Genomic DNA, 26004 nt, shown 5'->3' on the forward strand with positions numbered 1-26004 from the left:
TCGCCTCAGCGATCACTCTCTCGCACCGCATGAGTCAGCCCCCCAAGAATTCGGAAAACAAACGCCGGGACGGATATGCCCCGCAAACCAGTTCCGTTCGAAAGCCCGCTTCGCGCTTTCGTTGAAATTTAGTCCATAATTTCCATAGACAATATTGAGTGAACGAGCCACCTCCGGTTAGGCTTCTCCCATCATGTGCGAACCGGCGCAGGGCCCTTGTCCGAGCGACTGCCCCGAGCGCCCGAACGACCAAGGGAGACCAGCTTGAGCCAGACAAATCCAACCCTGCCCGTCCTTGACCTCTCGCGCTTTGCGGCGGGCCACCCCGAGCGGGCCGCAGCGCTCGACGAGTTGCGCAGCGTTGCCCGCTCGGTGGGCTTCTTCTATCTCGAGGGCCACGGCATTCCGCAGGAAGAGATCGACGGCATTCTTTCGCTTTCGCGCCGCTTCTTCGCGCTGCCGGAGGATGACAAGCTGGCGATCGAGATGCGCAAGTCGCCGCACTTCCGCGGCTACAATCGCGCCGGCCTCGAATATACCCGCGGCACCCAGGACTGGCGCGAACAGGTCGACTTTGGTCCTGAACGCCAGAGCCTCGCTATCGTGTCCGGCGATGCGCCTTGGAAGCGGCTCGTCGGCCCGAACCAGTTTCCAGACGCCTTGCCGGAACTGAAGCCTGCGATCCTTGGCTATATCGAGGCGGTCACTGGGCTCGGTATCCGGCTGATCGAGATTTTCTCCGAAGCGCTCGGGCAGAAGCCCGATGTCTTCGGGCCGATCTACCGCGATGGCCCCAACCAGTTGCTGAAGATCATCCGCTATCCCGGCCGCGACAAGACCGAAAGCGACCAGGGCGTGGGCGCCCACAAGGATGGCGGCTTCGTCACCATCCTGTTGCAGGACGTGGTCGGCGGGCTGCAGGTCGACGACGGCAAGGGCGGCTGGATCGACGCGCCGCCGAAACGCGGCAGCTTCGTCATCAATGTCGGTGAACTCCTGGAGCTTGCGTCGAACGGCTATCTGCTCGCCAACATCCACCGGGTGGTGACGCCGCCGGCCGGCGGCGATCGGCTTTCGGTCGCCTTCTTCCTCGGCGCCAATCTCGCATCGACCATCCCGGTCCTCGATCTGCCGCCACATCTTGCAGCCGAAGTCCGCGGCGTCACCCAGGATCCGCAGAACCCGCTCTTCCACGAGGTCGGCCGCAACGTGCTGAAGTCCCGGCTGCGCTCGCACCCCGATGTCGCCGCCGCGCACCACGCAGACCTGCTGGAACAGCCAAAGGCGGCCGTGCCCGCCTGACCAACCGGACAGCGCCGATCAACCTGAGAGCCAAGGAGAAATGGCATGACGATCCATCAGAAGCCGGAAGAGCCTGCAGTCGAGATCAAGGTGCCGACCGGCCTGCGCGAAGCCAGCGGCCGGCTGCATCCCGAAACTCTGGCGCTACACGGTGGCAGCTATCGCTTCGATCCGGCAACCGGCGCCGTCGCCGTGCCGATCTACCAGACGACCTCCTACCAGCTGCCCGGCACCGACGGCGCCGACAAGCTCTTTGCGCTGGAGGCGCCCGGGCATCTCTACACCCGCGTCTCCAACCCGACGCAGGACGCCTTCGAACAGCGGCTGGCGGAAATCGAAGGGGGTGCAGCAGCGCTCGCACTTGGCTCTGGCCAGGCGGCATCGGCCTTTTCGCTCCTGAACCTTGCACGCTCCGGCGACAACGTCGTCAGCGCCGCGGGCCTTTACGGCGGCACCTGGGCGTTGTTTGCCGCGACGCTGAAAAGCTTCGGCATCGAGGTCCGTTTCGTCGATGCGGCGGATCCGGAAGCCTTTGCCCGGGCGACGGACGAGCGGACGCGCGCCTACTACGCCGAGTCCCTGCCGAACCCGAAGCTCGAGGTCTTTCCGATTGCCGAGGTCGCCGAAATCGGCAAGCGCTTCGGCATTCCGCTGATCGTCGACAACACCGCAGCACCGCTGACGATCCGTCCCTTCGACCATGGCGCGGCCGTCGTCGTCTACTCGACGACGAAGTACATCGGCGGGCACGGCACCTCGATCGGCGGCGCGATCATCGACAGTGGCCAGTTTCCCTGGCACGAGCATGAGCTACGGCATCCGAACCTGCACGAGCCGGACCCGAGCTACCAGGGCAAGACCTGGCTCGAAAAAGCGGCCGCAATCGCGTTTCATCCCTATATCCTGCGCGCCCGCGCCGTGCTCCTGCGCGACCTTGGCGCGGCGATCAGCCCGCTGAACGCATTCCAGTTCATCCAGGGTCTGGAAACGCTGCCTCTACGGATCCGGCAACACAACGAGAACGCCATCAAGGTGGCCGAGTTCCTGCGCACCCACCCGAAGGTGGCGCGGGTGATCTTCCCGAGGTTCCAGGATGGCGAGGCAAAGGCGCGCGGCGAAAAATATCTGCTGAACGGCCACTATGGCGCGCTTGTCGGCTTCGAACTGAAGGACGGTCGCGAGGCGGGACGGCGTTTCATCGACGGGCTGAAGCTGCTCTACCACGTCGCCAATATCGGCGACGCACGCTCGCTCGCCATCCATCCGGCAACGACGACGCATTCGCAGCTGTCTGAGATCGACCAGTTGAAAACCGGCGTGACGCCTGGCTATGTCAGGCTTTCGATCGGGATCGAACATGCCGACGACATCATCGCCGACCTCAGGCAGGCGATCGACGCCGCCTGAGCGAACGACGCTTTCGCATCTTCCGCGGGCTCATCCAAGAGGGGTGAGCCCGCGGAGCCGTTTTCGGTTCAAGACACGCCCATGGGCCTTTGTTTCGTTTCATGCGAAAAGGGGGCAGTCATGTCGGATTGATGTTGCCGGGCCCGTCCGTCGCCGCGGCACATCGAGACGCGCACAAGGAGGAAAAGACAATGAGCACGAACACCCAGGTCCTGCTTGCCGCGCGGCCATCCTGGAAACCGGCGCCCAGCGATTTCCGCGTCGTCGAAACGGCAATCCCGGAGCCGGCGGAAGGCGAGGTTCTCCTGAAGATCCTCTACCTTTCGCTCGACCCCTATATGCGCGGCCGGATGAATGCCGCCCGGTCCTATGCCAAGCCGGTGGAGATCGGTGCGGTCATGGAGGGCGGTACGGTCGCCCGCGTCGTCCGCTCGCGTCACCCGGATTTCAGCGACGGCGACTTCGTGCTTTCCCACTCCGGCTGGCAAAGCTATGCGCTATCGCGCGGTGCTGACCTGCGCAAGCTCGATCCGGCGGCCGCGCCCCTGTCGACGGCGCTCGGCATTCTCGGCATGCCCGGCTTCACCGCCTATGCGGGGCTGCTGACGATCGGCAAACCGCAAACGGGCGAAACGGTCGTCGTGGCGGCCGCAAGCGGCGCCGTCGGCTCGGCGGTCGGGCAGATTGCCCGCATCAAGGGCGCGCGCGCAGTCGGGATCGCCGGCGGCGCGGACAAATGCGCCTTCGTTCGCGACACGCTCGGCTTCGACGCCGTGATCGATCATCGCGCGCCGGATTTCGCCGAACAACTCGCCGCCGCCTGCCCGAAAGGCGTCGACGTCTATTTCGAGAATGTCGGCGGCCATGTCTGGGATGCGGTGTTTCCGTTGCTGAACGACTTCGCCCGCGTACCCGTCTGCGGCTTGATCGCGCACTACAACCAGCCCGCAGGGGCGCAAGCCGGGGGCGACCGGCTGCCCGGCGTCATGCGTGAAGTGCTGAGCCGGAGCCTGCTCATCCGGGGCTTCATCCAGCGCGAATTTGCCGACCAGCGGCCGCTGTTCTATCGGGAGATGGCCGGCTGGATCAAAAGCGGCGAGGTGCGATACCGCGAAGACATCGTCGACGGGATCGAGAATGCGCCGGAGGCCTTCATCGGCCTGCTCGACGGCCGTAATTTCGGCAAGCTCGTCATCCGGGTCGCCGCCGAAAACTGAGAAGGCCCAGGCCCGGCCTTACTGCTGGGCGACCGGATGCAAGCCGGCCTTGGCGAGACCATCGTCGAGCAGTGCGATCAGGTCCGGCGCGTAGCCGCGAGCGACGAGTTCCGCCTCGTATGGCTGTGGCGAGCGCGTTTTACCCAGGCGCAATCCGTCGAGCGCGCTTGTCGCCTCCCGCGTCAGGCCGAGCTGGCCTGCCGCTGCCACGCGTAGAAGATTGACGGCCGTGTCCGCCGGATTGGCAAGCTCTCGGGCGCGCCTCAGCACTTCGCGGTAACGGCCGCTGCGATAGTCTTCCAGCGCCAGGGTCAGCGCGGCGTCGTGGTGCAGATACTCGCTGCCGGCATCCGCCACGCGGGCCAGGTTCACACCGTCCGAATAGGCGCCGCTGACGAACAGCAGCAGGCCGAGCCGCGCCGGAATGGCATCGTCGAGCGGATTGAGCGCCGCCGCGCGACGACCGGAGATGAACGCCGCTTCCGTCTCGCCAGCCGCAAAGCGCGCCTGCATCTGGGCCACATAGCTCTGGCTCGATTGCGGCGCCAGAGCAACGGCCTTATCCGCAAGTTTTAAGGCACGCTCGGCAACCGTCGGCGCAGCGCTGGCTTCGCCGGTCGCAACCAGGACCATCGCCAGGCTCGCCAGAACATCGGCGTCGGCGGCCTGGTAGGAGACCGATTTTTCCAGGCAGCCGTGAGCCGAAGCCAGGCCCTCAGGATCGATCCGTGCCAGCGCCACATCCGCCTGAAGGACGCAGCCGTAGCCGATCGACGGCGTCACCAGCTGCCGCGCAGCCTCCAGGCTCACGATGACGCCCTCCTCGCCGGCAAGCGAAAGAGCAAGACGGGAAAGCAGCTTCTCCTGTATTTCGCGCGCATCGCCGCCGTCGAGCGCCGCCTTCGAAATGCCGGCCCTAAGGGCCTCGTTGCTTTGCACGTCGATGACCTGCCAGGAGACCTCATGCCGGCGTTCGTCGGTGCTGTAGGCGATCGAAAGCCTGTATTCCTTGCTGCCCTGCAGCTTGACCGGCGGCGCGGACGAGACCCACCCGGTGATCGAGGCCACGTCGACACCCGCGGGCAAGACCGGCGCGAGGGTACGGACAGCGGAAAACTGCGAGAGCGCGTGGACCAGATAGTCTCCCGCCTTCTTCTGCACGTCGTCGTCGGCCCCGAGCCGCGTCGGCACGTCAACGACGATTGTCGGCTTGGCCGAGAAAACCGGTTGCCAGGGAAGATAGTCGGCCACGGACAGGTAGAAGGCCCCGGACATGACTGCCGCGCCGGCACCGAGTGCCGCGAAGCCGGCCAGCAGGGGCCATTTGCGCGCAATCGCGGCCGGTGCAATCACCGGCTCTACGGGCTGCTCGGCTGCGGGCTCTGAAACCGGCGCCGCGGTCTCGGGCATCCCTCTCAAGGGCTCGCCGCTAATCACGAACTGTGGGACGTAATTGCCCTTCGGCAACTCGATACGAAGCTCCGCTCTTTCGCCGAGCGCCTCGTAATACTGCGCCAGGGCCGCGCGCAGGCGCGACGCTTCCACCCGAACGATCGGATCGGTCGCAGGATCGAAGGAGGCGGGCCGCCCGAAGACGTCGATGGCGATCGTGTAGGCTTTCACCAGGCCCGAACGGCCAGCGAAAAACTCGTCAACCAGATACCGCAACAGCTTGCGATGACGCTCGGTCGCGTGAAACTGGCTATCGGCAAGAATGCGCTCAAGGGCGGCTCGCGCCTCGCATTCTGCAACGGCAATGCAGTTCATATGACCCGCATTTCTGCTGGCTTCCATGATGCGCTCCCAACTGCCACAACCCCAAAGAGAGTGCAACGCGAGGCGAACTCTAAACGAGAGCTTCTGTGGCGGAAAGAAGAATATCGCACCGTCACAAAATATTTTTATCGAAGAATTGAATCATTTTAAATTGGAACAGAAAACCCGATAATTCCCATAGAATTCTTGTGGGGTTTTCGTCGCTCTGGCAAGCTCAAGCGAGGTATTCGTTAATCACAACGGACTAGGCTCATGTCCCGGTATCGGCGATACAGACGGAAATGACCTCTTCTTCGATCTCGCGACAGATCAATTCATACTCCGAGATCATCGAATGATCCAGTGGGGTGAGACGCCTTTGCCGGTCAAGCATCGAGCTTGCTTCCTCATAGGCTTCGCAGAGGCTTGCCAGGGACTGGTTCTTGGCACTGATCAATTGCAACTGGCCGCGCAATGCCGGCAGCTTGAGCATAAGCTTCAGAAGTCCCCGTTGAAAAGCTGCGCTGGGCATGGGTTACCATCCGCCTGAACGACAATCGATGCTCATGCATTGGCATTCCCCGGGGGTGTCAGTGACGACCAGACACCGTTGCGGGCGGGGGCCGGCTCGCCGGTCGGCGCTTGTGGCCAATCCGGCCCTCGCTTACCTGTCCCCTGAACGAAAAGTGGCACGAACGCCGATTTTCGGAAGTACGTAACAGTAACATTGGGCCGTATTGGCAATCTTCGCCTCGAATCCTCATGAATTGCGCCGTCACCGGCCGCATGGGCGATATCGCGATCGATCCTGGGAAATATTCCTCGGCGAGATAGACGCGCCAGAGCACCGTCGTTCGCGCGGCGATGGCCTGCCGGTGCCGCGCGAACAGCAAGTCGCGCTCGGCACCGGCCTTTGCCTCGACATCGATCACTGGCGCACACCGCAGCGGCGCAGCCGTTTATTTGTCGAAGGCGTAGATCTTGCGCCAGTCGTTCTTCATGTCGACCAGAAGCCAGTTCCGCTGCTCGGCCTCGGTCATCGCCTTGTCCAGCTTGCCGACGGGCGATTGCCGATCATAGGCCCATTCGCGCTCCCCGTCCGTATGGTGCACGATCATGCCGAGGCGCGGGCCGGACCCGGCCGTTACCCAACGCAGCATCTCATAGTCGCCATCGGAATTTCCGGCGGCGAAGATCGGCCGCCGGCCGATAAAGGTGTTGATGCCAACGGGCTTGCCCGGACCGTCGTCGACGAAATCGATCTTGGGGTCGCGCATCAGCACTGGCGTATCGCCGTCGAGTTCGTATTTTGTCGTGATGCTGCTGCCGACGACCTGCTCCGGTGGAATGCCGTACATCTGCTCGGTCATCGGCCGCATGAACTCGATGCCGCCACCGGAGACGATAAACGTCTTGAAGCCGTTTTCCCGGAGATAGTCGAGCAATTCGCGCATGGGCAGGTAGGTGATCTCGTTGTACGGACGATCGAAGCGCGGATGTTTGGCGGTCGCGAACCAGTCCTTGACCGTCTTCGTGAAGTCGTCCGTCGTCATGCCGGCATGGGTCGCCATGACGAGCTCGACGATACCTTTTTCGCCGGCGGCGGCAACGCCCGACATGTCACCCTTCAGCAGCGATGCGAAAGGCTCCTTGTCCTTCCACTCGGGATGTTCGGGCGCCATCGCCTTGACGCGGTCGATGGCGAACATGCCCTGGAAATAGTTCGGCTGCTCGGACCAGAGCGTGCCGTCATTGTCGAAGACGGCAATCCGCTCTGCCGGCGCCACGAAATCGGCGCTGCTCTCGCTGGTGACCCGTGTGACGAAATCGACGATCTCGGTTTTCGCCTCGCCATCGTTCCACGAGGGGAGCGTGTCGGCCGGCGTGTCCGCTGCGACGAGAGCGCTCGGCGTTGCAAAGGCCGCAGCAAACGTGAGCAGCAGGCCGGCGAGCCTGGAGCGACGCCTTAGTCTCCGGGCATCGCCGTCCACCACGAACCCGGAACGCATCGCTGTTGCCGTCATCATCCATCCTCCTCGCGCAACGGTTTTCAAGTCCTCTGGGCGGATCAAGGCCGCCGAATGCAACGGAACCCGATGTGGGTCGTCGCCGCGTTTTCCTCATGCGCGTGACGCGCCGCCGGCCGATACCGGCGACAATAGTTGGGCGCGCAGAGGTGCGAGCCCCCTTTCAACACCCGACGGGCAATGTGGATCGTCGGCTGGCGCGGATCGAGGCTTGCCTCCCGGTCGCCACCCCGCGGATTTGCGGGAATGCAGCAGCTCTTTTGCGCCGGTGCCGGATGCCGGGTGGACCAGTAGTCGCTCGTCCATTCCCAGGTGTTGCCGATCATGTCGAAGAGGCCGTAGCCATTGGCGGGAAAGCTCGCGACCGGCGAGGTCCGCTCGAAGCCGTCAGGCCTCAGGTTCTCCGTCGGAAACATGCCGTGCCAGGTGTTCGCCATGAAGCGTCCATCGCGCACCAGTTCGTCTCCCCAGGCAAATTCCGCGCCTTCGAGCCCGCCCTTGGCGGCGAACTCCCATTCGGCCTCTGTCGGCAGGTCCTTGCCGGCCCAGGCTGCATAGGCCTTGGCGTCGAGGTAGGAGACCTGCACGACCGGATGGTCGAGCTTGCCGCGGATGTTGCTTTGCCGCCCGTAGGGCCGTCGCCAATCGGCGCCGAACTTGAAGTTCCACCATTGCGACGGACTGTTGCCGACCACCCGCTTTGGCGGATCGAAGATCACCGATCCCGCCCGCATCATCTCCGGAAGCGCACCCGGATAGTCCTTCGGGTCCGGCGTCTTTTCCGCCTCGGTCACATAGCCGGTCGCCTCGACGAAGGCGGCGAACTGCCGATTGGTAACGGGCGTGACGTCGATCCAGAAACCGTCGACCTTCACCGGATGGGCCGGCGCTTCCTCCGGATAGTGCTTGTCCGAACCCATGACGAAGGTCCCGCCCTCTATCCAGACCTGCTCGCGGGCGCTGATCGCCGCCGGCGTTTCGTCGACAAGGGACATTTTTGGGGACATTTGCATCTGGCTCTGATCTCCCTAGGCACCGTCGGCAAAGATACCCACAGACGGCCGGCACAGATTAGCGCCAAATGCCCGCCGCCCAAAGTACGTAACCGTTACGCAATCGGCCCGAAGCCTCTGGGATGCGAAACCGCCTGCCATGAGGCATGCCCGCCAGCGTCCCGCAGTCCTTCGTTACTGTTACGTTCTTTCCAATCGGGCTGATTTAACAATAAGCTCAGTCGAAAGTTCATGATGACTGATGTTGCCGACGAGGCAAGGGAGCAGGATCTCATGGGTGCACGCGACGATATCCAGCAACTTGGCAAGCGCATCGGCGAAGCGATCATCGGCCAGGAGGGCATGATCGAGCGCTTGCTGCTGGGGCTTCTGAGCAACGGCCATCTTCTGGTCGAGGGTCTGCCCGGACTTGCCAAGACGCGTGCCATCAAAAGCATGGCGAAGAACCTCGACGCGGAGCTCTCCCGTATCCAGTTCACGCCCGATCTGCTGCCGGCCGACATCACCGGCTCCGAAGTCTATTTTTCCGAGGCAGGCAAAGGCGCGTTCCAGTTTCAGGAAGGGCCGATCTTCGCCAATCTCATTCTCGCCGACGAGGTGAACCGCGCGCCGGCCAAGGTGCAGGCGGCGCTGCTCGAGGCGATGGAAGAACGCCAGGTCACGATCGCCGGCAAGAGCCATCCTTTGCCGGATCTGTTTCTTGTCATGGCGACGCAGAACCCGATCGAGCAGGAAGGCACCTACCCCCTTCCCGAAGCGCAACTCGACCGTTTCCTCATGCACATCCAGGTAGACTATCCGGATGCGGCCTCGGAGGCGGACATCATGCGGCTCGTACGCTCGGAGGAAACCAACGCCAAGTCCAACAACCATGCGACCGAGAAGCTCGCCCAGGACGCGGTCTTTGTGGCGCGCAAAGAAATTTCGGCGATCACCGTTTCCGAAGCGATCGAGAACTACGTCGTCGCGCTGGTGATGGCGACGCGCTATCCCGACAAGGTCGACAAGGATCTCGCCAAATGGCTCCAGGTCGGCGTCAGCCCACGCGGCGTCATCGGCCTCGACAAGGTTTCGCGGGCGCATGCCTGGCTGAACGGCCGCGACTTCGTCACGCCCGACGATGTGCAGGCGACCGTGCACGACGTCTTTCGCCACCGCCTGGTGCTTTCCTACGAAGCCCATGCCGGAGGCACCACCGCCAATCAGGTGATCGACCGCATCGTCGAGCTCGTCGCGGTCGCCTGAGGATGGAGGTTCGTCGATGGCCATATCCTTGCCGGCCCTCGCCCGCTCACGCGGCATCATCAAGCCCCGCACCGCCAACAGTACCGGCGTCTATACCTCCGTGGACGCGCTTGTCGGCCTCGAAGCCATTGCCCGCGACCTGACGTTCCTGCACAAGGCGCCGGTACGGCGCCTGCTTGCCGGGCGTCACGAATCGCGCATGCGCGGTCGCGGGCTGTCCTTCGAGGAACTGCGCAACTACCTGCCCGGTGACGACATCCGCGCGATCGACTGGCGCGTCACGGCGCGCACCGGCAAGCCGGTCGTGCGCGTCTACGACGAGGAGAAGGACCGGCCGGCCCTCATTGTCGTCGACCAGCGCGTCAACATGTTCTTCGGCAGCCGCCGCGCGATGAAGTCAGTCGCCGCGGCAGAGGTCGCGGCTCTTTCCGCCTGGCGCGTGCTGGCGCTCGGCGACCGTGTCGGCGGCTTCGTCTTTGGCGACGAGGAAGTGACCGAGGTACGCCCCTATCGTAGCCGCGAAGCGGTGATCCGGCTCGCCGACATCATCGCTCGCCACAACACCGCACTGCAGGCGGGTTCGCAGGCGCCGCATGGCGCCGAGCAGCTCGATGTCGTCCTGACGACCGTCGCCAACATCGCCCGGCACGATCACCTGGTCATCGTCATCAGCGACTTCGACGGCTACAGCCTCGAAACCCGCGACATGCTTTTGAAGCTCTCGGCCCACAACGACGTGATCTGCGTTCTGATCTACGATCCCTTCCTGCTCGAACTACCGCGCAAGGGCGATATCGTCTTCAGCGGCGGGCTGCTTCAGGCCGAAGTACAGTTTGGCTACGGCAATGTGCGCGAGGCGATCGACAGCTTTGCCCGCAAGCGCGGGCGGGCGCTGCGTGCCTGGCAGGAGGAGCTCGGCCTGCCGATGCTGCCTATCTCATCAGCGGAAGAGGTGGCGCCGCAGCTGCGCACCATGCTTGGCCAGCTCGCCAGCCGGCAGCGGAGGCGATGATGGCAACGGCGCCCCCTCCGAAAGACCCGCTGCTCGACGCCGCTCTTCGCGGGCTCGCGGATATCGCCCTGCCGCAGCCGGTCTCGATGATGCCTCAAACCCCGGCATGGGCAGCGCTCGGCGGCTTCATATTGCTGCTGATCGCGCTTGCCTGCTGGCGCTGGTACCGCCGCTGGGAGGCCAATGGCTACCGCCGCGAGGCGCTCGCTGATCTCAGGAAGATCGAGGCCGGACTGGCCACCACGGGCACGCGTGGCGAGGCGCTCGTTGCCCTGCCCGTCCTTTTGAAGCGGACCGCACTTTCGGTCTGGCCGCGTGAGGCCATCGCCGGCCTGCACGGCACCGGCTGGACCAAATTTCTCGATGCGCATTCCGGCGGGCCTGTCTTCCCGATCGCCTCTGCGCGGTTTTTCGAGGAAGCCGAGTATCACGGCAGCCGAGCGCTCGCCGCGGTTCCGGAGGCCGAGGCAAAGGCCTACATCGCGGCAGCGCGGCATTGGATCGAGGCGCATCATGTACGTGCTTGACCACGCCTGGGCGCTGATCATCCTGCCGTTGCCCTTCCTCGTCTGGTGGCTGCTTCCGCCATACCGCGAGCAATCGGCTGCCGTCAGGGTGCCGTTCTTCAAGGATATCACGGCCGCCGCCAATCTCGGCCCGACCGAAGGTTCCGTCGTTCCGAGAACCAATCTCGGCCAGAAGGTGATTGCGCCCCTATGCTGGACGCTGATCGTGCTGGCGCTGGCCCGGCCGCAATATGTCGAGCCGCCGATCGAAAAGGTCGAGCCGCAGCGCGACCTGATGCTGGCGATCGATCTTTCGCAATCCATGGACACGCGCGATTTTCGCGATCCCGCCGGCAACCTGCAGACCCGCGCCGAAGCGGTGCACAAGGTGGTCGCCGACTTCATCGAGCGGCGTCCCAATGATCGGCTCGGCCTGATCGCCTTCGGCGATGCGCCCTATCCTCTGGTTCCGTTCACGCTCGACCACAAGACCGTCAAGCTGATGCTGGCCGACAGCCTGCCGGGCATGGCCGGTCCGCGCACCGCCGTCGGCGACGCGATCGGGCTTGCGATCAAGATGTTCGACGCCAGCACCGCGCCGGACAAGGTGATGATCCTCTTGACCGATGGCAACGACACCGCCAGCAAGATGCCGCCCGACAAGGCCGCCGGCATCGCCGCCGATCGAAAGGTGGTGATCCACACGGTCGGCATCGGCGATCCCAATGCCCAGGGCGAACAGAAGCTCGACACCAAGGCGCTGCAGCAGATCGCCGAAGCGACGAAGGGGCGCTACTTCTTCGGCCAGGACCAGGCTGGTCTGCAAAACATCTACCAGTTGCTCGACCAGTTGACGCCGGCAAACCAGAAGACGCTTTCCTGGCGGCCGCGCATCGAGCTGTTTCACTATCCGCTTGGCGCAGCACTGCTGCTTGTGCTCGCCTATCATGCCGCCATGTGGCTCCTGTCCTCGCTCGCTGATCGCCGTCAGCGCCGGGAGGCAGCGCCATGATCGCGGATTTTCATTTTCTGCGGCCGCTGTGGCTGCTGGCGCTCGCCGCCGTCCCGCTGCTGATCTATCTCGTCACCCGGCGCGGCGATGTCCGTTCGCAGTGGCAGGACATGATCGCACCGCACCTGCTCGATCATCTGCTGATCGACAAGGGCGGCAAGCGGCGCTTCCAGCCGGTACACGTCACCGCCGCGCTGATCGCCGTTGCGGCGGTCGCGGCAGCCGGCCCGACCTGGCAGCGCGAGCGGCCACCCTTCGTCGAGGACACCGCGCCTTTGGCCATCGCCATCGACCTCAACCCGACGATGAACGCGACCGATATTTCGCCGACGCGGCTCGAACGTGCCAAGCTGAAGGTCCAGGACATTCTCGAACGGCGGAAAGGCTCGCGCACCGCTTTGTTCGCCTATGCCGGCTCCGCCCACATGGTGCTGCCGCTTAGCGACGACGCGGCGCTGGTGAAGTCCTACCTTGCCGCGCTGTCACCGCAGATTATGCCGGTCGACGGCAAGGACACAGCCAAGGCCCTCCAGGCGGTCGAGAAAGCACTCGCCAACGAAACGGTGCCCGGCACCATCCTGTTCATGACCGACGGCGTCGAGCGTTCCGCCTTCAAGGCCTTCGGTGAGTATCAGGGGCGCAACTCATTGATGGTACTCGGCATCGGCACGGCCGAGGGCGGCCCGGTCAAGACGGCGGACGGCGGGTTCCTGACCGACGCCACCGGCGCGCATGTCCGGGCGAAGCTCGATGTCGAGGGCCTCAAGGCGCTGCAGTCGGCCTCCAGGGCCGAGGTCGCCTCGGTGACCGCCGACGACGCCGATGTCAGCTGGATCGTCAGGCGCATCCAGACGAATTTTGCCGCGCAGACGGCCGAGGGGCTGACGCGCTGGCACGATCTCGGCTGGTGGCTGACGATCCCGATCGCCGTCTTTGGCCTCTTCTGGTTCCGCCGTGGCTGGACCATCCGCTGGGCGGTCTATCTGCTCGCCGCCATTTCGCTGATCGGCAACGATCGTGCAGAGGCAGCGGACAACCGCTTTATCGACCTCTGGCTGACGCCGGACCAGCAGGGCCGACGCGCCTTCGAGCAAGGCGATTTCCAGGGCGCATCAGAAACGTTCGCCGATCCCGCCTGGCGCGGCGCGGCACTCTACCGCGCCGGCCATTTCCAGGATGCGATCGACGCCTTTGCCGAGAGCGATACGGCCGAAAGCTACTACAATCAGGGCAATGCGCTGCTGCACCTCGACAAGGCCGAGGAGGCGATCGCCGCCTACGAACAGGCGTTGAAGTGCCGTCCCGACTGGCCGGACGCCAAGAAGAACCTCGACATCGCCCGGAAGAGAAAGACCGACAAGGACAAGCAGGAACAGGACGCGCAGCAGGAACAGGCCGGCATTGACCCCGACCAGGTCCAGTTCGACGACAAGGGCAAAAAGGGAACGGAAGCCACCGTTCAGGGCGGACCGCAGACGGCCGACATGTGGATGCGCAACATCCAGGTGTCGCCGGCCGAACTGCTGGCACGAAAATTTGCGATCGAAGCAAAGGAGGCGGCCCCGTGACAGCCCTCGCCGCCTTGCAACGTCTGGTTCTCTGGCTCGTCGGTCTGTCGCTCTTGCTCGCGGGCACGGCCTTCACCGCCGATCCCTTCGCCCGCGCGACGCTCACGACGAAGGGGCCGGTCTATGCCGGCCAGCAGATCGAGGTCGACGTCGACGTCTTCGTCCCGAACTACTTCCTTTCGCCGCCACAGTTTCCTCTGTTCGATCTTCCCGGCACTATCGTCACCATGCCCGACGAACGCGGCATGAACCTCAACGAGACCGTCAACGGCGAGGCCTTCTCCGGCATCCGCAAGACCTACGCGATCACCCCGCAGACACCCGGCGATTACGTGCTGCCGGCTGCGGTCATTCCGTTCGGCTATGCCGCCGTGCCCGGCCAGACGAGCAAGGGTCAGGTGACGTTGCCTTCGCTCACGTTCACGGTCGAAGCCGTTCCTCAGAGCGCGGGCGGAAAGGCCGGCGTCACCGCCGGAGAAATCACCATCGCCCAATCGTTCGACCGGGATCCGACGGGGTTGAAGGCGGGCGACGCTCTGGTTCGAACCATCACCATCCGCGCAGCCGGACTGGCGCCGATGATGATCCCCGAGCCGACCTTCGATGCCCCGGCAGGCGTGCAGGTCTACCGGCACGACCCCGTGCTTTCGCAGGAACGCTCGTCACGCGGGGAGATAACGGCGGGGTTGCGCAAGGACGTGGCGACCTACGTCTTTGCAAAGCCCGGCAGCTATTCGCTTCCGGCGATCAGCCTGCCGTGGTTCGATCCGGCGAGCGGATCGATGCAGTCGGCCGAAGCGGCTGGCGCTACCGTCAGCGTCGGTGCGGCTCCAGTGGTGGAGCCTGCGCTCGCCCCGCCGACCTCGCCGCCGTCCGAGGAGCCCTTCGACTGGCTGTGGTGGCTCAGCATCGTGGCATCGGTCGCCGCCCTTGCGGCGCTTATCCAACTGGCCGCCAACCTGTTCGGCCGCCTCGAAATCCGGCTGGAAACCGCACTCGAACAGAGGGCGCAATCCGAGGCGACGGCGTTTCGCCATGTGCTCGGCGCTTGCCGGGATCACGACCCGTTGCGGCTGGAGACGGCGCTCGACCGCTGGTCGCGTCGCACCGGCAACACGCCGGTCTCACGCTGGCTCGACAGCTTTGCCGATCCGGCGACGGCAAACGCATTTGCCGTTTTTCGACGCAGCCGTTACGGCAGCCCCGGCTCTCATCAGGACGGGCCGGATCTCCCGCGGATGCGCGGCGGCCTGAAAGCGGCAAGACAGCGCTGGCTTATGGAAATCTCCGTCGATGGCGGCGACCCGGCATCGGACCTGCCCGATCTCAACCCCGGACTGGAGGCCGAGCCGCCAAGGCACCTTGTTGCCGGCCGGGCCTGATTTACGCGCCGTCGCGAGCCTTCGTAACTGTTACGTACTTACCCGCGAACGCCCACCGGTAGAAGTTGAATCGGTAAATCCGAAACTTTGCCTGCATTCCGACAGCGATTGCTTGCTGCCTCAGGGAGACATGAGATGAGTATCGATCTGAAGAACCGGCTTGGCCGGCTCGCCGCGTGTACCATCGGGCACGCTGCGAAACCGAAGGCGCTGGCGCTGGCCGGCACCGTGCTGATGTCGACAATTTCCGCCTCCGCGTTGCCGGCCTTTGCCCAGGACGCGGAAAAGCCCAACATCCTGGTGATCTTCGGCGACGATATCGGCCAGACCAACATCAGTGCCTATTCCTTCGGCGTCATCGGCTACAAGACCCCGAACATCGACCGGATCGCCCGCGACGGCCTGATGTTCACCGACTACTATGCCGAAAACAGCTGCACAGCCGGCCGCTCGACCTTCATTACAGGCCAGACGGTGCTGCGCACCGGTATGTCCAAGGTCGGCGTTCCCGGCGCCCCGGTTGGCCTCCAGGACCGCGACGTGACGATCGCCCAGGCGCTGAAGGCGCAGGGTTACGCGACCGGCCAGTTCGGCAAGAACCATCTGGGCGACCAGGACCGCTTTCTGCCAACCGCCCACGGCTTCGACGAGTTCTTCGGCAACCTTTACCATCTGAACGCCGAGGAAGAGCCGGAGCGCCCCTATTGGCCGAAGGATGATCCTGATTTCATCAAGTCCTATGCGCCGCGCGGCGTGCTGCATTCTTTCGCCGACGGCAAGGTGGAAGACACCGGCGCTCTGAACAGCAAGCGCATGGAAACCATCGACGACGAGACCACTGCGGCGGCGATGGACTTCATCAAGAAGCAAACGGAAGCCAAGAAACCGTTCTTCACCTGGATGAACACGACGCGCATGCACCTCTTCACCCATGTGCGCGACCAGTACAAGGGCCAGAGCGGCATGCCCGGCAACGAGTATGCCGACGGCATGGTCGAGCACGACAACGACGTCGGCAAGCTGCTCAACCTACTCGACGAGTTGAAGATCGCCGACAACACAATCGTCGTCTACACCACCGACAACGGCCCGAACCAGTTCTCCTGGCCGGATGCGGCGACCACGCCGTTCCGCAGCGAGAAAGATAGCAACTGGGAAGGCGCCTTCCGCGTCCCGGCGATGATCCGCTGGCCGGGCAAGATCAAGCCCGGCGTATCCAACGAGATGTTCTCCGGCCTCGACTGGTTCCCGACGCTGCTTGCGGCCGCCGGCGACAAGGACGTCAAGGAGCGCCTGCTGAAGGGCACCGACCTCGACGGCAAGACCTTCAAGGTCCACCTCGACGGTTACAACCAGCTTCCCTATCTGACTGGCGAGCAGCCGACAGGTGCGCGCAAAGAGTTCTACTACTTCAACGACGACGCCAAGCTCGTGGGCATGCGGTCGGAGAACTGGAAGTTCGTGTTCTGCGAAATGCGCAAGCCCGGCGGCTTCGACGTCTGGCAGGACCCGTTCGTGTGCCTTCGCGTGCCGAAAGTGTTCAACCTGCGTATGGACCCCTACGAGCGGGCCGACACCGTGTCGGACCAGTACAACGACTGGCTGACGAAGAACGTCTACCTGAACTTCCTCGGCGTTCAAAAGGCCGCCATGTTCCTCGAAACCTTCATCGAGTATCCGCCGAGCCAGAAGCCGGCGAGCTTCTCGATCGACCAGATCGAGGAAGGCGTGCATGCCAAGATCAACGAGATCCTGGCCAAGACGCCACCGGCTCAATAACACTATCGAAGGCGGCGCGCCCTGCGCCGCCTTCCTTTCTGCCTTTGCTAGAGATGGCGTGCCGCAATGACGAAGACCATTCCGCCCCCTCGAACGGTTGCCATAGAGGCGTCGAATGAAAATGCCGTGGCGGCAGAGCGGACACGCTTCGGCCCGGCGGTCGCGGCATTCATGCTCTTTCTCTCCGGCACTGCCGCACTGGTCTTCCAGGTTCTCTGGATCAAGCAGCTCTCGCTCGTCACCGGCGTCGATGTCTATGCAGTCAGCACCGGGGTCAGCGCCTTCTTCCTCGGCCTTGCACTCGGCAGCTTCGCCCTTGGCCGCGCTGGCGACCGTTCCCGACAGCCGCTCCGCCTCTATGCCCTGCTCGAAACCGGCGTCGCTGTGCTCGGCGCCGGCATTACCTTCATCCTTTCCAGGATTGCGCCGGCCTTCGTCGCGATCGAAGGCACAAGCCCGCTGGCCGCCTGGGCCCTGCTGGTCCTGATCATCGCCATGCCCGCCTTCCTGATGGGCGGCACCCTGCCGGTGCTCCTGCGGGCGCTGAATGCAGCTCCGGGCGGGGTCGCCGCAAAAGGCGGCCGGCTCTATGCCGCCAATACGCTCGGCGCCATCGCCGGGTGCCTCGCGGTCCCCTTCGTTCTCATTCCCGCTCTCGGCGTTCAGGCGACCGGGCTCGCGGCCGCGGGGCTCGGCCTTGCCGCCGCAGCGGTAGCACTTTTCCTGAACACCCCAGCCGCCCGGGAACCCGTTCAAGGGAGGTTGCCTGCGGAAACGCGTAGCGCCGGCGGTTCGCGGCTGGCCCTTGTCCTTTATGCGGTCGCCGGCGGTATCGCCCTTGGCTATGAAGTCGCCTGGTCGCAAGCGATCGTTCAGTTCATCTCCACCCGCTCCTTCGCCTTTTCGGTGGTGCTTGCCACCTATCTCGCTGGCCTTGCCCTCGGCGCCGCCCTTTTCGCGCGCCGGAGCGAGCGCCTCTCCGATCCCTGGAGTAGTTTCGGCCTGCTGATCACGCTTGCCGGACTAGTTGCGCTTGCCGAGCTCGCGTTGCTCGGCCCCTGGCTGACAACGCTGCAGAGCAGCGCCGATGCCGCCGTCGCCGGCCTTACCGGCAGCATCTTTGCGGGCATGTGCGCGCGGTTCCTCGTCGCCGCGCTGACGATCGTCTTCGTGCCGACGCTGATCCTCGGCGCCGCCTTCCCGGTCGCCCTCAGGCTCGCGGTCGATCCGGAAAACGCCGGCCGCGACACCGGCCGAGTTCTGGCGCTCAACACGCTCGGCGGCATCTTCGGCACGCTTCTGACCGGCTTCGTGCTGATCCCGTCCCTCGGCATTGTCCGGAGCTTTGCCGTTCTCGCCGTTGCCGCCGCCGCAATCGGCCTCATCGCCGTCAGCCGCGGAAAAGGCGGTTGGACCAGCCGACGGCTTCTCGCACCGGCGCTCGGCGTCCTCACCGTGGTGATCGCCCTCGTCGTGCCGTCGGACCGGCTGGCGAACCTGCTCAACCTGTCGCGCGGCAACGGCACGATCGTATCCTATGAAGAAGGCCTCGGCGCCACTGTTGCCGTCATCGAACAGGGCCAGCCCGACCGCCGCTTCCGCCGGCTCTATATCCAAGGTGTCTCCAACACCGGCGATGCCATGCCGTCGCTGCGCTACATGCGGCTGCAGGCGCTGTTGCCACTGGTCATTCATAAGGGCGAACCGAAATCGGCTCTCGTCATCGGCCTTGGCACCGGCATCACAGCCGGGTCGCTGCTTGCTTATCCCGGTCTCGACCGTCGCGTTGCCGCCGAACTCCTGCCCTCGGTCGCCCGCGCCTCGGCGCTCTTTGCCGGCAACTTCAACGCGGCTGGCGATAGCCGCCTCGACGTGCGTGTCGCCGACGGGCGGCGCGAACTGATGCGCAGCCAGGAGCTCTACGACCTCATCACACTCGAACCGCCGCCGCCATCCGCCGCCGGCGTCGTCAATCTCTACTCTTCCGACTTCTACGCTCTGGCGCGCGCGCGCCTCGCGCCGAACGGCCTGGTCGCGCAATGGCTGCCGATCGCCACTCAGAACGACGAGGACACCCGCGCGCTCGTGCGCAGCTTTCTCGACAGTTTCCCCCACGCCACGCTCTGGTCGACCGAACTGCACGAGATGCTGCTCATCGGCTCGCTCGAGCCGCAGGAACTTGACGCTTCCCGCATCGCCGCCCGGCTCTCCGACCCGACGCTTGCGGCAGCGCTTGGCGAGGTCGGAATTTCCGGACCGGCCGACCTCATCGCCATCTGGATGACCGACCGGGCCGGGCTCGAGCGCTATGCCGGTTCCGCCCTTCCCGTCACCGACGACCAGCCGCGGATCGAATATGCAAGCTGGGTCCGCCCCGACGAATTGCAGCGCACGCTTCCGGCCCTAGTTGCCCTCCGCAGCAAGGCTCCGCTTCTCGGCGCGGACCCGGCGTTCGACAAATCCGTGACGGATGCCCACAACCGGCTGATGCTGTTCTACCAGGCCTCGCTCAACGCCTATGCCGGCTATCGCGACGAGTGGGCGCGCGACATGGAATTGCTGATGCGCGTTGAGCCGGACAATCCCTACTATCGCTGGTTCGTTTCAAGCAGCGAGCGCTGATCGCGCCGCAGAATCCCGCGCTTCCACGCACCTGTCGTTCGTTGCTTTTCGACAAGCTCGCGATCGATTCCTGCACAACGGCAATTTGACGCAAAAAATTTGCACCTGGAGAAACAGCTCCGGCACAGATTTGCAACACCGAGGCATGTTCGGCGTAGTATCCTTTCCCCTGTCGATCTGCCCTGAGGCAGACAGGGAGGAATTGCATGGACAAGACGGACAAACAAAACACCGATTCACGCGCGGCGATGGACGGCGAGATCGGCATTCTCGCACGCCGCCGTATCGAGGCCGGCATCGTCGCGCCGATCTATGAAGCGATGCGCGAGGAGATCGGCGAGGAACGCGCCCAGGCGATCCTCGACAAGGCAATCACCAAGGCCGCGATCGAGGCCGGCCAGACCTTTGCCGCAAAGACCCCCGGCGGCACCAACCTGCGCACTTTCCAGGAACTGCAGGATCTCTGGACCCAGGACGACGCCCTCGTCATCGAGGTGACGAAAGCGACGGACGACGAATTCCACTACAACGTGAAGCGCTGTCGCTACGCCGAGACCTATCGCGAGATGGGGCTCGGCCATATCGGACACCTGCTGTCCTGCAACCGCGACGGCGTCTTCTGTACCGGCTACGATCCGCGCATCACGCTGGAGCGCACCCAGACGGTGATGCAGGGCGCTTCCCATTGCGATTTCCGCTACCGGCTCAACAAGGACGCGCCGGAGCAGTCGAAATGAACGCGGAAGCCCTGCGCAGCGAACCGAGCCGCATCAACACGCCGGCGACCAACGGCGACCGGCTGTGGGCCGACATCGTCTCGACCGCGCGCTTCGGCGCGTCGGACAAGGGCGGCGTCACGCGACTGACGTTGACGGAGGAGGATCGCGAGGTCCGCGATTGGTACGTTGCCGAATGCCGAGCGCTCGGCTGCACCGTCGAAATCGACGCCATCGGCAACATCTTCGCGACCTATGCAGGCGAGGACATGTCGCTGCCGGCGATCGCCGTCGGCAGCCATCTCGACACCCAGCCGCAAGGCGGCCGCTTCGACGGTATTCTCGGCGTGCTTGCCGGGGTCGAAATCCTGCGCACGCTCAAGGAAAGCGCCACCCGGCTCCGCCATCCGCTCATGGTCGTCAACTGGACGAACGAGGAAGGCTCCCGCTTCTCGCCGGCAATGCTGGGTTCCGGCGTCTTTGCCGGCGCGATGGCGCTCGATGACGCCCAGGCGCGCACCGACCGCGAAGGCGTAACCGTTGATGCGGCCCTCGATGCGATCGGCTATCGCGGCGACGCGAAGATCGATCCGTCTGCCTTTGCCGCCTATGTCGAGCTCCATATCGAGCAGGGGCCGCTCCTCGAAGCGTCGGCGACCGAGATTGGCGTCGTCACCGGTATCCAGGGATTGCGCTGGTTCGATGTCGCCGTCTCCGGCACGGAGGCGCATGCGGGCAGCACGCCGATGGCGCAGCGCGACGATGCGCTCGTGGCCGCGGCCGAGATCATCCTTGCCGTCCGCGACATCGCCCGCCAAAATCCGCCGGGCGTCGGCACCGTCGGCTTCGTCGAGGTCGGCCCGAATTCCCGCAATGTCGTACCGGGTTCCGTGCGGCTGCAGATCGACATGCGCCATCCGTCCGAGACCGGGCTCGACCAGATGCAGGCGGCTCTTGAAGACGCTGTCCGCAAGGCTGGCCCTTTCGTCGCCTTGGAACACATCTGGTCGAAGGCGCCGGTCGTTTTCGATCCGACGATCGTGAACGCCGTGCGCGCCAGTACGGAGGCGCTCGGCTATTCGTCAACCGACATGGTCTCCGGCGCCGGCCATGATGCGGCCCATATCGCGACGATCACCCCGACCGCCATGATCTTCGTGCCGTCCAAGGACGGGCTGTCGCACAATGAGGCGGAATACACGTCACCTGAGGAATGCGCCCGCGGCGCCGAAGTGCTGTTCCAGACCATCCTGGAAATCGACCGCCGCTGATCATCGATACAAAACACCCACGGCAGAATGTCTGCCGTGGGTGCTTCGTTTGCTCTCGCGATGATCTTAGCCGCGCTGCGAGTCCAGCTGTTCCTGGTCCTTCTCGACCTGCTGGGCCTTGAGGTAGCTTTCGATCAGCAGCTGATATTCCGGGAAGATCTTGGTGTAGATCTCGGCCCACTGCTGGGCGTCGTCGCGGTGCCATGTGCGCTGCAGTTCGGAGGCAACCGCTGCCGTATCCATCGGCACTACGCCGGCCTGAACGACACGGGCAAGGGTGATCTCCTCAGCCATCTTCGAATAGGTGCCCGAAGCGTCGACGACGACGAAGACCTTGTAGCCGTCATGGACGGCGCTGATCGCCGGGAAGGCCATGCAGACGCTGGTGATCGTGCCGGCGATGATCAGGGTCTTGCGGCCGGTTTCCTTGACGGCGGCGACGAAGTCCGGATTGTCCCAGGCGTTGATCTCGCCGCGGCGGGCGACATATTTGGCATGCGGGGCATTGGCATGGATTTCCGGGATCAGCGGACCGTTCGGGCCCTGCGGCACGGAGGCGGTGGTGATGACCGGCATTTTCGTCAGCGTCGCCATGCTGGCAAGCGCTGCCGCATGGGCCCGAAGCTTCGGCATCGGCATGTCGTTGACGGTCTGGAACAGGCCGCTCTGGTGGTCGATCAAAAGCATCACCGCATCATCGGGATCGATAACCGGGCGCTGTCCGTTGAAGTTTGCAGGTGTCATGGTCTTGCTCCTTGTTGGCTTGATTGCATGGCTGCATTCGGGAAGTAGGCATGCGTTCGGGTTCCCCGAAGCGCATGCGCTTCGGCGTTGGGATTGAGGGGCGGTGCCGCCCGGTCTCCTGTTCAGTCGTGGTTCATTCCGTGTTCGCGATGCGGTCTCGCGCGGCTAAACACTCGCGATCTTGCCGAATCGACCGGACTGGAAGTCCGTCATCGCCTGCCTGATTTCCTGCTCGGTGTTCATGACGAAGGGGCCGTACATGGCGACCGGTTCGTCGATCGGCTCGCCGGACAAGATGAGCGCCGTCGCATCCGAATTGGCGTCCAGCGTAATGCCGCCACCGTCGCGGCCGAAGAGCACGAACTGCGCCTCGCCGACCAGATCGCTGCCGTTGACGAGCACGTTGCCGCGCAGGACCGCCAGGCCGAGCGAGTGGCCCTCGGGCGGGTCAAGGCTGAACGAGCCCTGCTGCTTCAGGCGCAGGTCCCAGAGATTGAGCGGCGTGTAGGTCCGCGCAGGCCCCTGCGTTCCGGCGTAACTTCCGGCGATCACCCTCAGCGACCCCGCACCGTCCGGCAGGCTGACCGTCGGAATGTCGCGATCGAGCAGCGTCTGGTAGCCGGGGTCGACACTCTTGTGGGCGGCCAGAAGGTTGACCCAGAGCTGCACCATTTCAAGCGTGCCGCCTTCTCGGGTGAAACGCTCCGAATGGAACTCCTCATGCAGGATGCCGCCCGCAGCCGTCATCCATTGTACGTCACCCGGACCGATATGGCCGCCATTGCCGGCGGAGTCGCGGTGGTCGACCTCGCCCTGGTAGACGATCGTCACGGTCTCGAAGCCTCGGTGCGGATGGACACCGACGCCGCGCGGAGTGACACCAGGCGCAAAATTCATCGGCCCAGCGTAGTCGAGCAGCAGGAAGGGGCTCGCATGATCGCCGGCGCGGTCACGCGCCAGCAGCGAACGAACCGGGAAGCCATCGCCAACCCAATGCGGATGCACATTCCCGAAGATGCCGAGTATCTTTCTCATGGCTGTTTCTCCTTGGCCTCGCCATGTCAGCGAGAGCGTTGGAGGGAAGATATGCGTGCACCAAATCTGGCGGTAGACCGCCATATCGGTCTATAGTGTCCTGAAAACAGGACAAACGCCCATGCAGGATTTGAACGATCTCAAGCTGTTCGTCGACGTCGTCGAGCAGAACGGCTTTGCCGCCGCGGCCCGCAAATTGAACATGCCGCGCTCGCGCCTGAGCCGTCGCATCGGCCTTCTCGAAGATCGCCTCGGGGTGCGGTTGGTGCAGCGCTCGACGCGCCACTTCGTCATTACCGAGATCGGGCGCGAATATTACCGTCATTGCGTGGCCATGCTGGTGGAGGCCGAGGCCGCACAGGAAATGATCGACCGCACCCGTTCCGAACCGCAGGGCGTGGTTCATGTCAGTTGCCCGTCGTCGGTCGTCTATTTCCAGGTGGGCGAGATGATCGCGCGCTTCATGGCCGAATGCCCGAAGGTCGAGGTCGTGCTCGAAAGCACCAATCGACGCGTCGACGTCCTGCGCGAAGGCATCGATGTCGCCATCCGCGTGCGCTTCCCGCCGCTCGAGGAAAGCGATCTCGTCGTCAAGCGGTTCGCCGAGAGCAAACAAAGGCTGGTCGCCAGCCCCAGGCTGCTTGCCGGCATGAGCAACCCGCCGGCACCGGCGGATCTCGGTGGCCTGCCGAGCCTTGCCTGGAACCCCGATCGCCAGAGCCACGACTGGCGGCTCGACGGCCCCGACGGTGCAACCGCGATCGTCCGGCACCGGCCGCGGCTAGTGACGGAGGATATGGTGGCGCTGCGGCTCGCCGCGCTCAACGGCGTCGGCATCTGCCAATTGCCGACCATGGTCGTGCGGCAGGACCTGAAGGACGGCACGCTTGTGGACGTTCTGCCCGACTGGGCGCCGAAGGCCGGCATCATTCATGCGGCCTTCCCGTCGCGGCGCGGCCTGCTTCCCTCCGTGCGCGCCCTGCTCGATTTTCTCGGCGCCGAATTTGCGGAACTTGCCCGTCTGGACGAACCCCGAACCTGATCGCCGAAAGCCGGCGGTCAGACGACGGCGGCGACCCGGGTCTTGAGGATCGCCGAAAAGCGCGGATCGAAGGTCCGGCTGATCGGCTCGGCGGCAGCACCGATCGCCACCGCCCAGGGGTCGGTGAAGCCGACCTGAAGCCTCGGAAGTGTGCGGTCCCGCCGCTCAGCGATCGACGGAAGCAGCGGCATCATCGCGTCGGTCAACAGGCGCGCAAGGCCCGGCGGCAGGCCACCGCAGAGGATCACCGTTTGCGGGTCGAAGATCGTTTCCAGCGCCTGGACAGCCGCGCGCATTTCGAAGGCGGCCGCGTCGATCCAGCAAAGCAGGCTGTGGTCCGGGCTCGCGGCCACGGCATCGATGCGCGCATAGAGGTCAGGATCGGCCGGATCGAGGTCGAGAAGCTTGCACAGCGACGCGATCGAGGCACGGTGTTCGAGCGGCATGCGGTCGTCGGAGCTTGCCCCGCGCGGCAGGCTGAGGATCATGCCGATCTCGCCGGCATTGCCGTTGGCGCCGCGATAAAGCTCGCCATTGAGGATCAGGCCCGCGCCGAGACCGTAGCCGAAGTAAATGCAGATCGCATGATCGACGCCATGCGCCGCCCCGACCATCCGCTCGGCGGTCGCGGCCGCAGCGGCGTCGTTCTGCAGGCCGACATCGAGCCCGGTGCCGGCGGCAAGCGTTTCGAGCAACGGAAAGTTCTGCCAGGCGGCCATCATCCAGGGGTCGTCGGCATCGGCGTCCACACCGAACGGACCGGGCATGGCGGCGCCAAGCCCGACGAGACGATCCTCCGAATGGGGCGCCAGCGCCGTCAGGTCGCGGCGGGTCTTTTCGATCAGCTCGAGGATAGTTCTGACCCCGGTCGCCGGCCCGCCGGCCGGCAGGTTGGCCTCGCCGCGGGCAAGCACCCGGCCGACAAGATCGACCGCGATCGTGCGCGTCACGTGCCGGTCGATCTGCAACCCGATCGCAAACGCGCCTTCCGGAACCAGCCGGTAGGGCGTGGACGGCTGCCCGCGGCCATTGCGCACGGCCTCCAGCGACTCGACCAGCCCATCTCGCTCCAGGTCCTCGATGATGTTGGAAACGGTCTGCTTGGTCAGCGCCGTCGCGCGGGCAAGGTCAGCGCGGGACAATTGGCCGTTCAGCCGCAACGCGTCGATCATGACGCGGCGGTTATGCGCGCTCGTCCCCTCCTGATTGGTGCCGCTCTTCGCCCGGATCAGGCGCATATCGTTCATCCAAAAACCCCTCTTGACACTGTTAGAATATTGAACAAAAAATAAGTCAAGACAATTGACTTAATAGAAGCCGAAAAGAGCTTCGGGGGAACGACAGCGGCG

22 protein-coding genes are annotated in these 26004 nt (G+C 64.5%); 14 read left to right on the plus strand and 8 right to left on the minus strand.

Annotated elements, in window-relative coordinates; all coding sequences use genetic code 11:
* The first annotated feature begins 264 nt into the window (after positions 1-264).
* The 3 genes from JVX98_RS02445 (at position 265) to JVX98_RS02455 (ending at position 3926) form a co-directional block, all read left to right on the plus strand.
* Positions 265-1302, plus strand: a complete 1038-nt coding sequence (locus JVX98_RS02445; protein WP_205236739.1) for an isopenicillin N synthase family oxygenase — start codon at positions 265-267, stop codon at positions 1300-1302.
* A 45-nt stretch (positions 1303-1347) separates the two neighbouring features.
* Complete coding sequence (locus tag JVX98_RS02450; RefSeq protein WP_205236740.1) at positions 1348-2709, plus strand: O-acetylhomoserine aminocarboxypropyltransferase/cysteine synthase family protein; 1362 nt, start codon at positions 1348-1350, stop codon at positions 2707-2709.
* Positions 2710-2900: 191 nt separating this feature from the next.
* Positions 2901-3926: an NADP-dependent oxidoreductase gene (locus JVX98_RS02455; RefSeq protein ID WP_205236741.1), complete on the plus strand. Its 1026-nt coding sequence runs from the start codon at positions 2901-2903 to the stop codon at positions 3924-3926.
* An 18-nt stretch (positions 3927-3944) separates the two neighbouring features.
* On the opposite strand, the gene JVX98_RS02460 is transcribed toward JVX98_RS02455, so the two are convergent.
* The 5 genes from JVX98_RS02460 to JVX98_RS02480 form a co-directional block, all read right to left on the minus strand.
* On the minus strand, positions 3945-5720 hold the full coding sequence (locus JVX98_RS02460) for a tetratricopeptide repeat protein (RefSeq protein WP_205236742.1): 1776 nt from the start codon (positions 5718-5720) through the stop codon (positions 3945-3947).
* Between the two features lie 232 nt (positions 5721-5952).
* Positions 5953-6213 carry a hypothetical protein gene (locus JVX98_RS02465; protein WP_192449561.1) on the minus strand — a complete coding sequence of 87 codons (261 nt, stop codon included), beginning with the start codon at positions 6211-6213 and terminating at the stop codon, positions 5953-5955.
* A gap of 58 nt (positions 6214-6271) precedes the next feature.
* The gene (locus JVX98_RS02470) at positions 6272-6613 is read right to left on the minus strand and encodes a hypothetical protein (RefSeq protein WP_205236743.1); all 342 of its coding nucleotides are present in this window, start codon (positions 6611-6613) and stop codon (positions 6272-6274) included.
* Between the two features lie 27 nt (positions 6614-6640).
* On the minus strand, positions 6641-7708 hold the full coding sequence (locus JVX98_RS02475; RefSeq protein WP_246764851.1) for an HAD family phosphatase: 1068 nt from the start codon (positions 7706-7708) through the stop codon (positions 6641-6643).
* A 41-nt stretch (positions 7709-7749) separates the two neighbouring features.
* Positions 7750-8715, minus strand: a complete 966-nt coding sequence (locus tag JVX98_RS02480) for a formylglycine-generating enzyme family protein (protein WP_205236966.1) — start codon at positions 8713-8715, stop codon at positions 7750-7752.
* Positions 8716-8994: 279 nt separating this feature from the next.
* On the opposite strand from JVX98_RS02480, the gene JVX98_RS02485 reads away from it, so the two are divergent.
* The 10 genes from JVX98_RS02485 (at position 8995) to JVX98_RS02530 (ending at position 21834) form a co-directional block, all read left to right on the plus strand.
* The gene (locus JVX98_RS02485) at positions 8995-9966 is read left to right on the plus strand and encodes a MoxR family ATPase (RefSeq protein ID WP_192450015.1); all 972 of its coding nucleotides are present in this window, start codon (positions 8995-8997) and stop codon (positions 9964-9966) included.
* 16 nt (positions 9967-9982) lie between these two features.
* Positions 9983-10978: a DUF58 domain-containing protein gene (locus JVX98_RS02490; RefSeq protein ID WP_205236744.1), complete on the plus strand. Its 996-nt coding sequence runs from the start codon at positions 9983-9985 to the stop codon at positions 10976-10978.
* On the plus strand, positions 10978-11505 hold the full coding sequence (locus JVX98_RS02495; RefSeq protein ID WP_205236745.1) for a DUF4381 domain-containing protein: 528 nt from the start codon (positions 10978-10980) through the stop codon (positions 11503-11505). The genes JVX98_RS02490 and JVX98_RS02495 overlap by 1 nt, the downstream gene beginning before the upstream one ends.
* Complete coding sequence (locus JVX98_RS02500; RefSeq protein WP_192449558.1) at positions 11492-12496, plus strand: VWA domain-containing protein; 1005 nt, start codon at positions 11492-11494, stop codon at positions 12494-12496. Before JVX98_RS02495 ends, JVX98_RS02500 begins: the two co-directional genes overlap by 14 nt.
* A complete protein-coding gene (locus JVX98_RS02505; RefSeq protein WP_205236746.1) occupies positions 12493-14064 on the plus strand; it encodes a VWA domain-containing protein in 1572 nt (523 codons plus the stop codon). Before JVX98_RS02500 ends, JVX98_RS02505 begins: the two co-directional genes overlap by 4 nt.
* Positions 14061-15446 carry a BatD family protein gene (locus JVX98_RS02510; protein WP_205236747.1) on the plus strand — a complete coding sequence of 462 codons (1386 nt, stop codon included), beginning with the start codon at positions 14061-14063 and terminating at the stop codon, positions 15444-15446. Before JVX98_RS02505 ends, JVX98_RS02510 begins: the two co-directional genes overlap by 4 nt.
* A 234-nt stretch (positions 15447-15680) precedes the next feature.
* Positions 15681-17225, plus strand: coding sequence for an arylsulfatase (locus JVX98_RS02515; protein ID WP_205236967.1), 1545 nt, complete (start codon positions 15681-15683; stop codon positions 17223-17225).
* Between the two features lie 66 nt (positions 17226-17291).
* Positions 17292-19847: a fused MFS/spermidine synthase gene (locus JVX98_RS02520; protein WP_205236748.1), complete on the plus strand. Its 2556-nt coding sequence runs from the start codon at positions 17292-17294 to the stop codon at positions 19845-19847.
* Positions 19848-20053: 206 nt separating this feature from the next.
* Entirely contained in the window at positions 20054-20584 is a 531-nt protein-coding gene (locus JVX98_RS02525) for an L-2-amino-thiazoline-4-carboxylic acid hydrolase (RefSeq protein WP_205236749.1), read from the plus strand.
* Positions 20581-21834, plus strand: coding sequence for a Zn-dependent hydrolase (locus JVX98_RS02530; RefSeq protein ID WP_205236750.1), 1254 nt, complete (start codon positions 20581-20583; stop codon positions 21832-21834). The genes JVX98_RS02525 and JVX98_RS02530 overlap by 4 nt, the downstream gene beginning before the upstream one ends.
* A gap of 66 nt (positions 21835-21900) precedes the next feature.
* Here the strand turns inward: JVX98_RS02530 and JVX98_RS02535 are convergent, their stop codons facing one another.
* On the minus strand, positions 21901-22578 hold the full coding sequence (locus JVX98_RS02535) for an isochorismatase family protein (protein ID WP_034799134.1): 678 nt from the start codon (positions 22576-22578) through the stop codon (positions 21901-21903).
* Between the two features lie 165 nt (positions 22579-22743).
* Entirely contained in the window at positions 22744-23613 is an 870-nt protein-coding gene (locus JVX98_RS02540) for a pirin family protein (RefSeq protein ID WP_205236751.1), read from the minus strand.
* Positions 23614-23734: 121 nt separating this feature from the next.
* Here JVX98_RS02540 and JVX98_RS02545 point away from each other — a divergent pair, with 121 nt between their 5' ends.
* A complete protein-coding gene (locus tag JVX98_RS02545) occupies positions 23735-24655 on the plus strand; it encodes a LysR substrate-binding domain-containing protein (protein WP_205236752.1) in 921 nt (306 codons plus the stop codon).
* A 17-nt stretch (positions 24656-24672) separates the two neighbouring features.
* Here the strand turns inward: JVX98_RS02545 and JVX98_RS02550 are convergent, their stop codons facing one another.
* Positions 24673-25902: an ROK family transcriptional regulator gene (locus JVX98_RS02550; RefSeq protein ID WP_205236753.1), complete on the minus strand. Its 1230-nt coding sequence runs from the start codon at positions 25900-25902 to the stop codon at positions 24673-24675.
* Positions 25903-26004: the final 102 nt, after the last annotated feature.

Source organism: Ensifer sp. PDNC004 (assembly GCF_016919405.1).
Taxonomy (GTDB): Bacteria; Pseudomonadota; Alphaproteobacteria; order Rhizobiales; family Rhizobiaceae; genus Ensifer.